General features: G+C 65.6%; 11 protein-coding genes. 9 read left to right on the forward strand and 2 right to left on the reverse strand.

What is annotated here, in order from left to right; all coding sequences use genetic code 11:
* The first annotated feature begins 4 nt into the window (after window positions 1-4).
* From QRN52_RS09600 to QRN52_RS09610, 3 genes are read left to right on the forward strand one after another with little or no spacing between them, the layout of a single operon-like run.
* Window positions 5-550, forward strand: a complete 546-nt coding sequence (locus QRN52_RS09600; protein WP_284752571.1) for a WhiB family transcriptional regulator — start codon at window positions 5-7, stop codon at window positions 548-550.
* On the forward strand, window positions 550-3,879 hold the full coding sequence (locus tag QRN52_RS09605) for a glycosyltransferase (protein ID WP_284752572.1): 3,330 nt from the start codon (window positions 550-552) through the stop codon (window positions 3,877-3,879). Before QRN52_RS09600 ends, QRN52_RS09605 begins: the two co-directional genes overlap by 1 nt.
* Window positions 3,872-5,515 (forward strand): DUF5719 family protein, encoded by a 1,644-nt coding sequence (locus QRN52_RS09610; protein ID WP_284752497.1) that lies wholly within the window; start codon window positions 3,872-3,874, stop codon window positions 5,513-5,515. Before QRN52_RS09605 ends, QRN52_RS09610 begins: the two co-directional genes overlap by 8 nt.
* Here the strand turns inward: QRN52_RS09610 and QRN52_RS09615 are convergent.
* Entirely contained in the window at window positions 5,509-6,027 is a 519-nt protein-coding gene (locus QRN52_RS09615; protein ID WP_284752498.1) for a metallopeptidase family protein, read from the reverse strand. The two genes, QRN52_RS09610 and QRN52_RS09615, sit on opposite strands and share 7 nt — an antisense overlap.
* A gap of 97 nt (window positions 6,028-6,124) precedes the next feature.
* Here QRN52_RS09615 and QRN52_RS09620 point away from each other — a divergent pair, with 97 nt between their 5' ends.
* The 5 genes from QRN52_RS09620 to QRN52_RS09640 all read left to right on the forward strand — a co-directional run bounded on the left by QRN52_RS09620 (window position 6,125) and on the right by QRN52_RS09640 (window position 11,174).
* Window positions 6,125-6,499 carry a DUF3499 domain-containing protein gene (locus tag QRN52_RS09620; protein WP_284752499.1) on the forward strand — a complete coding sequence of 125 codons (375 nt, stop codon included), beginning with the start codon at window positions 6,125-6,127 and terminating at the stop codon, window positions 6,497-6,499.
* Between the two features lie 161 nt (window positions 6,500-6,660).
* Entirely contained in the window at window positions 6,661-6,900 is a 240-nt protein-coding gene (locus QRN52_RS09625) for a Trm112 family protein (RefSeq protein WP_284752500.1), read from the forward strand.
* Between the two features lie 42 nt (window positions 6,901-6,942).
* Complete coding sequence (gene ahcY / locus QRN52_RS09630) at window positions 6,943-8,424, forward strand: adenosylhomocysteinase (RefSeq protein ID WP_284752501.1); 1,482 nt, start codon at window positions 6,943-6,945, stop codon at window positions 8,422-8,424.
* Between the two features lie 135 nt (window positions 8,425-8,559).
* Window positions 8,560-9,837 (forward strand): L,D-transpeptidase, encoded by a 1,278-nt coding sequence (locus tag QRN52_RS09635; RefSeq protein WP_284752502.1) that lies wholly within the window; start codon window positions 8,560-8,562, stop codon window positions 9,835-9,837.
* 104 nt (window positions 9,838-9,941) lie between these two features.
* Window positions 9,942-11,174, forward strand: coding sequence for a L,D-transpeptidase (locus QRN52_RS09640; RefSeq protein ID WP_284752503.1), 1,233 nt, complete (start codon window positions 9,942-9,944; stop codon window positions 11,172-11,174).
* A 65-nt stretch (window positions 11,175-11,239) separates the two neighbouring features.
* Here QRN52_RS09640 and QRN52_RS09645 read toward each other — a convergent pair whose 3' ends face one another.
* Window positions 11,240-12,040 carry an RDD family protein gene (locus QRN52_RS09645; RefSeq protein ID WP_284752504.1) on the reverse strand — a complete coding sequence of 267 codons (801 nt, stop codon included), beginning with the start codon at window positions 12,038-12,040 and terminating at the stop codon, window positions 11,240-11,242.
* Between the two features lie 139 nt (window positions 12,041-12,179).
* Here QRN52_RS09645 and QRN52_RS09650 point away from each other — a divergent pair, with 139 nt between their 5' ends.
* Entirely contained in the window at window positions 12,180-13,172 is a 993-nt protein-coding gene (locus QRN52_RS09650) for a stage II sporulation protein M (protein ID WP_284752505.1), read from the forward strand.
* The last annotated feature ends 51 nt before the right edge of the window (window positions 13,173-13,223 follow it).

Below are 13,223 nucleotides of genomic sequence, written 5' to 3' on the forward strand. Positions count from 1 at the left end.
CGCCATGGGGCAAGCGTTGCGTATCCAGGAAGATGCAGTCGTCGCGGAATATGCGTCGGTGAAGTACCGCTCGCGCGAAGTTCCGGGGGATTGGTATGTGGACCCGGCAGATCCGCAGGCGGCGGACCGCTATATCGAGACCACTCGGGAGTCGCTGGAAGATCAGGCAACAGCCTTTCTTGCTGCACACGAGGCTCTTGCGGGGGACACACCGGCAGATCCGGAGGACGATCTCGACGATCCTCCCATGGAGCTGCGCCGTCCGCTCGACAACCCGGCCCAGCCGGTGTGGATCGGGCTTCCGGGCCAAAGCGACTTCGATGACGAAGGCGAACTTGGTTGGCAGACGGACGCCTTGTGCGCCCAGACGGACCCGGAGGCGTTCTTCCCCGAGAAGGGCGGCTCCACGCGGGATGCCAAGAAGGTTTGCGGTGCGTGCAATGTCCGTTCGCAGTGCCTTGAATACGCACTCGCCAACGATGAACGTTTTGGTATCTGGGGCGGGCTCTCCGAGCGTGAACGCCGCAGGCTGAGGAAGCGAGCGGTCTGATTCTCAAGGCAGTACACGTTACCGCCGTCGTCGTCTCGCACGACGGCGGTAGCTATCTCCCCAGAACCCTGGCGGCTCTGCTGGACCAGACGCGTCCGGCAGATGCCGCCATTGGCATTGATACGGGCTCCCGCGACAAGTCAGCAGCGTTGCTGCAGCGGGCTCTTGGTAAGGCCAATGTCACCAGCACAGGCGAACACAAAATGGGTTTCGGCGCGGCCGTCATGGCTGGCCTGGCCCGTTCGACCCCCTCGCAGGAGCCGGGCACGGTCGAATGGATCTGGTTGTTGCACGACGACGCCGCTCCCGCCCCGGATGCCCTCGCCGAGTTGCTTCTGGCAGTCGAGCGCGCTCCTTCGGTCACTGTGGCCGGTTGCAAGCAGCTGGCCTGGGATGCGGAACGCAGGCTCATCGACGCCGGTCTGTCCACGAGCCGCTGGGCCGAACGGCTGACCCTCATTGAAGCCGACGAACTGGACCAGGGCCAGTACGACGGGCGCACAGACACTTTCGCGGTGAATTCCGCGGGCATGCTCATCCGCCGCGACGCCTGGGAACAGCTGGGCGGTTTCGACCCGGCGCTTCCCGGCGTGGGAGACGACGTCGATTTCTGCTGGCGCAACTGGCTCGCGGGCAACCGGGTTGTGGTGGTTCCGGCGGCGCGCATGTTCCACGTAGAGCACCGTCCCAACGGCTTGGCGACACCCGCCGCCGCACGCAAGAGCCAAATCCACTTGAGGCTCACACACGCTTCGCCGTGGAAGGTTCCGCTGCACGCGCTCGGCGCGTTGCTCGGGAGCACGGTCAGGCTCGTCTTGAGCATCCTCGTTAAGGAGCCGGGTTACGGGATCTCCCAACTTGGCGCCACCCTTGCGGCGATTGGCCGTCCCCGCGCGATCTGGCGTTCCAGGGAGAACGCCGCCCGGACGCGGCGCGTGCGACGTTCGATGGTCAAGGGCCTGCAGACTCCGCGGCGCGAGGTCTGGGCCCACCGCCGCTCCCTCGTCGAGGCGATTGGCGCGGACGAATTCCAGGAGACCGATTCCCTGGCTCCGGAACCGAGCGGTGACGCCGGTGACGATTTCGTGGCCCTCGAAACGAATGAACGAGGCTGGATAGGGACGGGCGCAGTCGCCGCCGGATTTGTTGCGCTAGCCGCTTCCATCGTCGGGTTGCTGGGGCTCCTGGGGGCAAGCGGGGTGACGGGCGGAGGCCTGTTGCCGTTGTCCGCCGCCGGGGACATTTGGCGGTCCGCGTCCAGTTGGTGGATCAGCTTAGGCGCTGGCTTGCCCGGACACGGGGATCCATTCGCCTACCTCCTGTGGCTTGTGTCATTGCTCGGGGGAGGCGACTCCAGCACAGCCGTCGTTTGGCTGTTGTTGCTGGCCATGCCACTGTCTGGCCTGGGCGCCTGGTTCGCCGCTGGCGCGATGACCACGCTGCGCCGTTACCGTTTTATTGCGGCCTTGGTCTGGGCCGGAGCACCAGCCCTCCAAGTCGCCTTGAACCAAGGAAGGGCCGGCGCCCTTCTCGCCCACGTCGCGATGCCCTTGCTGGTGCTGGCCCTCTTTCGAGCCACGGGATCGGCGCTGGGGCGGGGCACTACCTTGGACCAGATCCAGCCGTCCGGCCACGCCGCAGCCAAGCCGTTGCCGGGCAAGCCGGGCGTCAACGGCACTCCGTCGTGGACGGCTGCTGCCGCGGCGGGCCTGGCGCTGGCAGTCGTAGCGGCCTCTGCGCCATCCCTGCTTCCTCCCTTTGCCGTCCTCATTGTTTTTTGCGGCATCGCCTTGGGGCGGCGGGGGCGGACCATTTGGTGGTCACTGCTTCCGAGCGCTGCGCTCTTTGCGCCATATGTCCTCTCCGTCCTGGAACGGCCCCGCGCCATGCTGGCCGATCCGGGCCTGCCGCTGGGTTTCGAAGCCGCACCGTTGTGGCAGCAACTGCTTGGCCAACCCTTGAAATTCGATGCCAACGGCGGTTTGGCCGGCTTGGCGCTATTCGGCCCGTCGGGTATTCCGTGGGCGCTGGCGCTTGCCCTGCTGCTCGGCGCGCCGGTCCTGCTCCTGTCCATTGCCGCACTCTTTGTGCCCGGACGGCGGTCCCGCGTCACGCGTTTCCTCTGGGCCGGGGCCCTCTTGTTCCTCGCATGGGCATGGCTTGCCGGACACGTGGCAACCGGCGTCGACGGCAACGTGCTCGTCGCACCCTTCACCGGGCCGGCTGTTTCCGCCGCCGGGTTCGCCTTCCTGGGAGCGGCGATGATCGGCGCCGACAACCTCCTCCAGCTGAAGGCCAAGGCAGAAGACGGCCGCCCGGTCCAGCGCGCGGCAGTGCGGATCGTCTCCGCAGTAGCGACGCTTCTCCTCATTGCCGGACCCCTTGCAAGCATGGGCCTCTGGGCAACCCAGAATGTCCTGGCCAGCGCAGACACCTCGACTTCGAGCAGCGGCGCGCTTGGCACGCCGCGCCTGGTCCAGCCCTCAGGGCCGGGCACATTGCCGGCCACCGCCGTCGACCACGGCCAGGGGCCGGAACAGACCCGTACGCTGGTCATCACCGCCGGTGAGAACGGTGGCTACACGTCATCCCTCATGCGCGGAGCCGGAACTACATTGGACTCGCTCTCCACTGTCGCTGCGGGACGTTCCATCGTGGGATCACCCGGACAGGAACGCCTTGTGGCCGACGACGACGCCACCGCCTCCATCCGGAACGCCGTGGCCACGATTGTCGCGGGATCAGGCGTAGACCCCCGGCCCGGCCTTGAGCAGCTCGGCGCCGGATTCGTGGTTCTGAAGTCGGCCGACACCGCTGCCCAGTTGACGGCCAACCGGATCGATTCCGTTCCCGGCCTGGTGGCAGTGGGCAAGACCGATTCCGGGTGGCTGTGGCGGGTCACTCCGCTCAACCAGGCCGCCGCAGCCGACGCCGAGACGGCGCACCGTGTCAGGGTGGTGGATGCCAAGGGTGCCGTTGTTGCCCTCTTGCCCTCCCTTGGAACCACTGCCGCCGGCAACATCCCGGCAGGCGGGGACGGACGCCTTGTAGTGCTCGCCGAGCGGGCAGACGCCGGCTGGAGCGCTTGGTTGGATGGCCGCCCACTGAGCCCGACGACGTCCGGATGGGCCCAGGCATTCACGTTGCCTTCCGCAGGCGGCCAGATCGAGATCCGCTACACCACCGTCTGGGAGCCTTGGCTCAGCATCCTGCAGGCCGTCGTCATCGGATTGACCGCGGTGCTGGCCATCCCCATGCCCGCCCGCAGGCCGAAGGCCGGCCTCCTGAAGGAACAAAACTCTCTCCGTAAGGAGTACAGCAGTGTCTGACAACCAAGACCCGGCACCCAAGGTCAGCGCGGGGTCAAGGAAGCGCAGCCAGCGCAAAGCCGGAAACAAGAACAAGGCCGTCGTGTTGGGAGCACTTTCCGCAACGTTGCTCCTTGCTGCCGGGGCCGGGATGGTGTCGGCAGCATCGATCGTGCCGTCCCCGTCGGGAAGCAAAACGGTGGACATGTCCCTTGCGGATGTCCCCGCAGGCAGGACAACCGCGGTGTGTCCGGCTCCTCCCCGCCTCCCCGAAGGAATCGCCGCGGGCACCGACACCCAGTTCAACCCGGTTTCACGTTCGGCAAAGAGCTTCCTGGATGCCGTGGTGCTCAGCGACGCTAGCGGATCCGTTCCGGGGAGCAACCTGGCCTCGCTCGGTGGCTCCGCTATCGCAGACATTGCCAAGCCTCCCGCGACCACCCAAGCCCCTGCGTCCGGGCCGCCGGTGCTTAACGCCGGCGTCGTGGCCCAGAGGCCCGCGGGCGAGGTCACCGTCGTGGGCGCCGATCCCATCAGCGGCCAGAAGGCGGCGGTAGCGGGCTTGATGAGCTACACCGCCAGCGACGGCGATCTCCGCGGACTGGCGGCGGCACCCTGCCAGCAGCCGGTCAACGATGCATGGCTCCTGGGAGCGAACACCGCACTGGGGCGGACAGCGGTTTTGAACATCAGCAACGCCTCAGGCACGCCGGCCACCGTCAACCTTGAGCTGTTCGGTGCCCGTGGACAGATCCAAGCCCCGGACAGCCGTGGCTTGCTCGTTTCGCCGGGAGCGACGCGGTCCATCAACTTGGCCGGACTGGCCCCGAACGAGGGCCAGCTCTCGGTGCATCTGCGCAGCAGCGGCGGCCCGGTCGCGGCAACCATCCAGCAGAGCGTTCTCCGGGGCCTCACCGCAGGTGGCGTCGAGCTCATTACTCCCGGTGCCGGCGCCGCTGATTCCCAGGTCATGACCGGGGTGGACGTCCAGGATCCGGCCGCCGTGAAGTCACTCGCGGACAAGCCCGGGTTTGCCGACGTCGTTCCGGCCTTGCAGATTACCGTCCCCGGTCCTGTTGACGCCGTGGTGGATGTGCGCTTGTACGGGCCGAACGGCCAGCGCGCCTTGCCCGGTGGGGGAGCGGTGACTGCCAAAGCGGGTTCGGTTACCGAAGTGCCGCTCACCGGCATCCCGGCCGGCATGTATACCGTCAGTGCTACTTCGGATGTTTCCTTCGCCGCGTCCTCCCGCGTAACGCGTGGGCTCAAAGCCGGGGATCCTGTTGATTTCGCCTGGTCTCCGGCCGCGGTCCGTTTGGGCAGCCAGCATGTGATGGCGGTGCCCCAAGGCGGCACCCGTTTCCTGAGCTTCGGCGTGCCGACGGGCCGGGCCACGGTCAGTTACACGCCGGTCACTTCGGACGGCAAGGTCCACAAGACGGAAACCGTCGACATCGCCGGGGGGACCACCTCGGTCATCGGCGTGCCGGATAAGTCCGACGGCGCCACAGTCTCCGGCTACATCGTGTCGGCGGCAGGGGACGCGGCCTACGGCGCGCTCGTGCTTGGCGAGGCCGATCAGCCCGGGGTTTCGGTCCTGACCATCCAGGATGGCGCTGCGGGGCATGAAAAAGTACAGGTCACGCTGGGTTACTGATAACGACGGCGGTAAACGGGGTCCAGGGTCTCCGGAGGCACTCCAAGCATTTCGGCGGTGTACTCGACGACGACGTCGTGCACCAGGTCCTGGAGGTCCTCGCGTCCGCCGGTGGTGTGCTCGACGACGCGCCGATAGATGGTGATGACGGGTCCTGCGCCGCGGGCCGCCGGAGTGTATGAGCCCAGCGGGGCCGCGGTTCCCTCAGCCACCAGTTGCTCAAGGTTCGGCGGGATCTCGTCGACGGCGAACGCTACGCCGTCGAGCCGTTTGCCCCACATATCCTGCAGCCGTTCCGCGGAATCGAGCACGAGGTCGTCGAACCTTTCGGCGCGCGTCCGGTAGCCGGGAAGGTTGGGAAGGATGATTTCACCGCGCAAGCCCCGCCCGTGGCGGTTCCTGCGGCGCTCCCTGAAGCCGCGTGCGGACGTGCCCGCCGTCGTCGTTTCCGGGCTGTCCCCGGTGTCGGACAAATGGACTGTGAAGCCCGGAACGTGGTGCTGTGACTGCATATATCGACTCTAGACCCGTGATTCCGCCAACGCGACATAATGCCCGTAAAGAGGCAATGCACCGCGTCGCGGCCAAGTGCGGCTAATCTGGGATGTTGTGGGTGCCATTCGTCAGTGTTCCAGATCAGCCTGCCGCCAATCCGCGGTAGCTACTTTGACGTACGTCTACGCCGAATCCACGGCGGTGCTTGGTCCGTTGGCTACGTACGCCGAGCCGCATTCCTACGATCTGTGCGCCCAGCATGCCGAGTCGCTGACCGTACCGCGGGGCTGGGAAGTCATGCGGCTCGCCATGCCGTCCTCGCCCCCACAGCCCGGACCGGACGATCTCCTTGCCCTGGCCAACGCCGTGCGCGAAGCCGCGTCCGCCCCGGCCGCACCGGAACAGCGCACTGTCCGCGCACCCTTTGACGGACCGGCCCCCGTAGAAGGAACCAGGCGCCACCTGCGCATCCTGCGCGATCCCTCCTGACTCCCGGGGCAACGGGAACCGCGTCGTCTGACGCCGTGTGTCGACGCTCCCTGTGTGACAAGCTGTGTGACACCGTTCCCTGCGCCGCCGGGTTGTACTCTGGAAGCTGCCATATCTGTCCAAAGCGGCGTCCGCGAGATGCCATCCAGGGAGCTTCAACCATGCCAAAGGTCAGTCCTGAATTGTTGTCCATCCTGCGGTGCCCCGTCACCGGGTCCCCGCTGGAGCAGGACGGCGAGGAACTTGTCTCGACGGCCGCGGCTGCCTCGGGCGAAAAGCTCCGCTATGCCATCCAGGACGGAATCCCCTTGCTCCTGCCCCCGGAGCTGCTGGCCGCCGCCAACGCCGCTGCCCCAGACCAACATGACGGAGCCCAGCACGACGGCCCCCTCCACGCCTGAGCCCCACCTGACTTGACCATTCGGTACTTCCAAAGGACTTCCATGACTTTCGACTACAAGGTTGCAGACATCTCCCTGGCTGAAGCCGGCCGCCACCAGATTCGCCTGGCCGAGCACGAAATGCCGGGACTCATGTCGTTGCGCGCCGAGTTCGGTCCGAGCCAGCCGCTCAAGGGCGCGCGCATTGCGGGATCCCTGCACATGACCGTACAGACCGCGGTGCTCATCGAGACGCTGACAGCCCTCGGCGCCGAGGTGCGCTGGGCCTCGTGCAACATCTTCTCCACGCAGGACGAGGCCGCTGCCGCCGTCGTGGTCGGCAAGGGTACTGTCGAGGATCCCCAAGGCGTTCCGGTGTTCGCTTGGAAGGGCGAGACCCTCGACGAATACTGGTGGACTGCCGAGCAGATCCTCAGCTGGCCGGGCGCTGACGCCAACCCGGAGTTGGGTCCCAACATGATCCTCGACGACGGCGGCGACGCCACGCTGCTGGTCCACAAGGGCGTCGAGTTCGAAGCTGCGGGCGCGGTGCCGGCCGCCGCGGAAAACGATCCCGAAGAGTATGCACTCGTCCTTGACGTGCTGCGCAAGAGCCTTGCCGCCGATCCGAAGAAGTGGACCCGCATCGCCGCCGGCATCCGTGGCGTGAGCGAGGAAACCACCACGGGCGTGCACCGTCTCTACCAGCTCGCCGAACAGGGCAAGCTCCTTTTCCCGGCCATCAACGTCAACGACTCGGTGACCAAGAGCAAATTCGACAACAAGTACGGCATCCGCCACTCCCTGCCGGACGGCATCAACCGCGCGACGGATGTCCTCATGGGCGGCAAGGTTGCGGTCGTCTGCGGCTACGGCGACGTCGGCAAGGGCGCCGCCGAGGCGCTCCGCGGCCAGGGTTCGCGCGTGATCGTGACGGAGATCGACCCCATCTGCGCACTCCAGGCAGCCATGGACGGCTACCAGGTGGCCAAGCTGGAATCGGTGTTGGAACAGGGCGACATCTTCATCACCACTACGGGCAACAAGGACGTCATCATGGCCTCCGACATGCTCCGCATGAAGAACAAAGCGATCGTGGGCAATATCGGCCACTTCGACAATGAGATCGACATGGCCGGACTGGCAAAGATTCCCGGCGTTCGGAAGGTCGAAATCAAGCCGCAAGTGCACGAGTGGGTGTTCGCCGCAGCCGACGGCCGCGAAGAGCGATCGATCATCGTGCTTTCCGAAGGCCGCCTCCTGAACCTGGGCAACGCGACAGGCCACCCTTCGTTCGTCATGAGCAACTCCTTCGCCAACCAGACGATCGCCCAGATCGAGCTGTGGACCAAGAAGGACCAGCCCGAGGCCGAGCGCGAATACTCGAACCAGGTTTACGTGCTGCCCAAGATCCTCGACGAGAAGGTCGCCCGGCTGCACCTGGATGCTTTGGGCGTGGAATTGACCGAGCTCAGCAAGGAACAGGCGGAATACCTGGACCTTGACGTGGCCGGTCCATACAAGCCGGAACACTACCGGTACTGAGAGCACCGGCTGGGAGCACGCCTGCAGGCGTGCTCCCAGCCAATATCAAGCCGCACCCTCTAGGATGCGGCTGTGACATGAGTTTTTTGGGGGGCGTGGGTTTCTTGGGGGGCGTGAGTTTTGGAGAAAACAGGAATGGGTCTTAATCCCGACGGCGAGCAAGCGGACACTTTCGAGCATGTGGATGGTGCGCCGACGAAGCGAAGCAGGTTCCGCAAGGTCGCCTGGATCGTGGTTGTCTGCCTCATTGCCGCGCTCAGTGGCACGTTCGCCGCAGTGGCTCCGCATGCGGCCAGTGCGGCCATCGAGTCCGAGGGATCCTCAGGTGAACGCAGCGAGGCCGCAGCCGTGCTGCCCGTCGTGAAGCCCGCCACGGTGGTTGCCTCGCCTGCTAGCGGGGCCAAGCAAGTGAACCCGGCTGCGCCCGTCACCATCAGCGTCAAGGACGGAACCCTGGACAGGGTCTCCTTGACGAGTTCCCAAGGCAAGACTGTTGACGGTGCGTTGACCCCGGATGGGCTGAGCTGGACCGCGTCCACGCCCCTCGAATTCAACTCCTCCTACACCTTCAATTACACCGTCGCGGATGCTGCCGGCCGCGCAACGTCGAAGACCGGATCCTTCACGACGGTTTCCACCCAGAACGAGGCAGACGCCGCCATGTACCCCCTGGACGGGTCCAAGGTAGGCGTGGCGCAGCCCCTCCAGCTCACGTTCAGTGAACCCGTGGTCAACAAAGCAGCCGTCGAGAAGGCCATCAAGGTCACGTCCACCTCGGGCCAGGCCGGGGCCTTCCACTGGTTCAGCGACACCATGGTGCGCTACCGTCCGGAAAACTTCTGGGCAGCGAACAGCACTGTGACAGTGGACCTCAAGCTGTTCGGGGTGGACTTCGGCAACGGCCAGATCGGCAACTTCAACAAGACGAACACCTTCAAGATCGGCGATAAGAAGGTGGCGGTGGCCGACGCGGTTGCCCACACGTTCACGGTCAGTGTCAACGACCAGCAAGTGGGCCAGTGGCCGGACACTATGGGCGACACCAGGTTCCCTTCCGCGCGCGGCTACTTGGTGCTCATGGAAAAGTACCGGGTAGAACACATGGATGCCTCCACCATTGGCCTCAAGCCGGGGGATCCGGCCTACTACGGACAGCTTGATGTCAACTACGCCACGCGCCTGACGCCGAGCGGCGAGTTCATCCACCAGGCCACGGACACGGCTATGCCATACGTCGGTGTCACGAACCTCTCGCATGGTTGCATCGGTTTGGGAGCGGACGGGGCGAAATGGGTGTACGACAACATGACAACCGGAGACGTCGTCCAAGTGGTCAACACCGAGGGTGACTACGCCAACTACGACGACGGTTTTGGCGACTGGAACATCCCCTGGGCGCAATACGCCAACTGATAGGGCGCGCCTAGCCGCACGGCCCGGGACGCATCAGTACCCCGGTAGACTTGGCGGGTCAGTCTTGGGGGCTGGCGTTTTGCCGGGGGATGTGGAGTTGCACTATGGCGTCGCAAAGGAAACGCAAGACCGGGAAGATTCTCGGAATCATGGGGATGTTTACCGGCGTTGCGGCCGGAGGAATCGGTGTTGCAACCGCCCCGAATTGGCTGGGCACAGCTGTGGAGTCCGAATCGCGATCGCCGCAGCGCACCGACGCCGGGCTGGCGTCCGCGGTTGTGAAGGCAGTGGAACTGGGAATCACGCCCCTTGACGGTGCGCGCGAAGTGAATCCGGCCGTCGGGCCTTCCGTGAAAGCCGTACACGGCACGCTGAAGGACGTCGAACTCGTCCCGGCCAAGGGCGGCCAGGCCATCAGGGGAACCATGAGCGCTGACGGCAGCACCTGGTCCACGCTGGGTCCCTTGGCTTTCAACACTGAGTACCGTTACGGGTTTTCCGTTGTTGACGGCGCGGGCCGGGTAACCCGGAAGACACAATCCTTCACCACGGTGTCCACGCCCAATGAGGCCAATGCCGTAGTGTTCCCCAACGACGGTTCCATCATGGGTTCGGGGCAACCCATCGAAATCAACTTCAGCGAGCCTGTGGCGGATAAAGCCGCCATGGAACAGGCGGTGAAGATCAGTGTTTCCTCGGGCCAGGAAGTGGCCTGGCGCTGGTACTCGGACCGGAAAGTGCGGATCCGCCCGCAGGCATTCTGGGCCGCCGGCACGAGCGTCACAGTGGACATGCCCTTGTTCGGCAGGGACTTCGGCAACGGAATGATCGGCAACTCCAACACCAAGGCCACGTTCAAGACCGGTCCGCGGCGGATAGCCGTGGTGGACGACGCCACCAAGACCATGAACGTGTATTTCGACGGCGCACTCGTCAAGACCGCTCCTGTCACACTCGGCAGCCTGGACTGGCTCTCGCCCACCGGCTACGCCGTGATCATGGAGCAGGAACGCCACTCCAAGTTCAACGCCGGCAGCATCGGCCTCAAACCCGGTGACAAGGGCTACTACGCGCCGCTCGTCGTCGAGCACGCGAACCGGCTCACGAACTCCGGGGTGTATGTGCACCAAGCGCTTCCATCTGCCTATGGGGCCGTTGGCGTAGACAACGTCTCGCACGGCTGCGTTGGCTTGCTCCCGGCCGACGCCGCCTGGTTCTTCAACAACATGCGGACGGGGGATGTGGTCCAGGTCCTGAACACCGGAGCCCCCGCGGTGGAACCGCTTGAAGGCTTCGGCGACTGGAACATTGCCTGGGCCAGCTACGCGAAGCGCTGAGCGCTGCCGGGACTTGCCGCAGTGGTGCCCGATGGCGGCGCGCACCTCGCGTGCCGGCTGCTTGGCTAGCGGGTGAACGGGAGCCTGTTGAGTCGATCCCCGACGACGGCGCTGCGTTGTTCTGCGCGGCGCAGCCGTTCCAGGTCCCGGTTTCGCCGCTCACCCAATACTGCGTGCAGGTAGCCTTCCGGCGTCGTTCCCGGCGGCGGTGGTGGGGCGACGTAAGCCGCCAGTTCGGTCGCGAGGGCCGCGGCCAAGTGGGCGCGCGAGTCGGGAGCCATCCGCGAGGCCTGCTGGATGAACTGTGATGCCCGCCGCGCCGTGCCGTCCGGAACCCTGCCGATATCCGCGAGCCCCACCCACACCTGCAAATGCGGGGGCGCGAAGGGGAGGATTTTGGGTTCAGCAGGAACCCGCTGTCTGAGCGAATACGTTCCGGCCACGACGTCTCCGAGCCTCTTCGCCTTGTCGTTGAACAGCGCCACGGCGATCGCCAATCCGCCGAACGTCGCGTAGATCTCCAGGAAGCCGATCAACCCGCGGATCACCGCGTGCCGGAAACGGATGGATCCGCCGTCGTCGCGCACGATCCTGAGCCCGGTAGCCAGCTTGCCCAGCGAGCGGCCGCGGCTCAGCGTCTCCACCGCCACGGGGACCACCACGAGGCACAACACCACGCTGGACAAGGCCATGGCACGGCCCGCCGCCGGGTCCACATCCGGAGCCACCGCACTGAGCAGGAACAACAGACCCAACAGCAAAACAATCTGAACCAGGACGTCGAGCATGAGCCCAAGGGCCCTCGCCCCGAACGATGCCGGCCGCAGTTCAAGGACCACGGCCTCGCCGGTAATGATCGAACTCAAGCCCGCCCCCAAGCATTGCCACGATGTCTGCAGGACCGGACGGCTCCCGCTGGATCGAGTCTAGCCGCGGCCACGGATGCGGAGCAGGGGTTGCCCGGATGTCGGGACTGTTGGGGAGGGTTGGGATTAGGGTAGAGCCGTGGACATGGATGCCTTCTCTGTCGTGAACGGGACCAAATGGTCCCGCTTGCACGAGCTCGCGCACAAACGACGCCTTGACGGCGGCGAAGCCGACGAGCTTCTGCGTTTGTACCAAGTGGTGTCATCACACTTGTCCCTCATCCGCTCCGTGGCCCCGGAGAGCGCACTCTCCGCCTCGTTGTCGGCGGCCCTCGCCCAGGCCCGTACCCGCTTCACCGGGGCACGGTCGAATTTCATGGAAGACCTCGCCCGCTTTTTTGTGGTGTCCCTGCCGGCCGCGTTCTACCGCTTGCGGTGGCTCACGGTCTGCTGCGGGGTTTTCTTCTGCCTTGTGGCGGCGGCTTATACGCTCTGGATCGGATCGTCCCCGGACGCCCTGAGGGCCTTGGGAAGCAACGATGCCGTGAAGCAGTACGTCGAGCATGACTTCGTCGGCTACTACTCCGAGAACCCTGCTGCGTCCTTCGCAGGTGCTGTCTGGACCAACAATGCCTGGATCGGGGCGCAGGCCGTAGCCTTGGGCATCACCGGCTTCTGGGTGCCGTACATGCTGTTCTCGAATGCACAGGGCGTGGGAGTCGCTGCGGGAGTCTTTGCCGCCACCGGCAAGATGGATGTGTTTTTCAGCTACATCCTCCCGCACGGCCTCATGGAGCTGACGGCCGTCTTCATCGCCTCCGCCGGCGGTCTCCGCATTTTCTGGGCCCTGGTTTCCCCAGGCCCGCGCCGCAGGATGCAGGCAGTGGCGGACGAGGGGCGTTCGCTGATCACGGTGGCCCTCGGCCTGGTGCTTGTCCTGTTCGTTTCCGGACTCGTCGAGGCCTTTGTGACGCCCAGCCCGCTTCCGGTTTGGGCCAAGATCCTGATCGGTTCGCTCGTTCTCGCGGCATACTGGGTCTATGCCTTGGTGCTGGGCGGGCGGGCATTCCGTGCCGGCGCTACAGGCGACCTGGACGCAAACGACGCCGGTTATCGGGAGATCGCCGCCTGACGGCTCCCGGGTCCGGCCGCAATCCGGCGTTCGCCGGGGTGGCTCATCGTC

The organism is Arthrobacter sp. efr-133-R2A-120 (genome assembly GCF_030209835.1).
Lineage (GTDB): Bacteria > Actinomycetota > Actinomycetes > Actinomycetales > Micrococcaceae > Arthrobacter.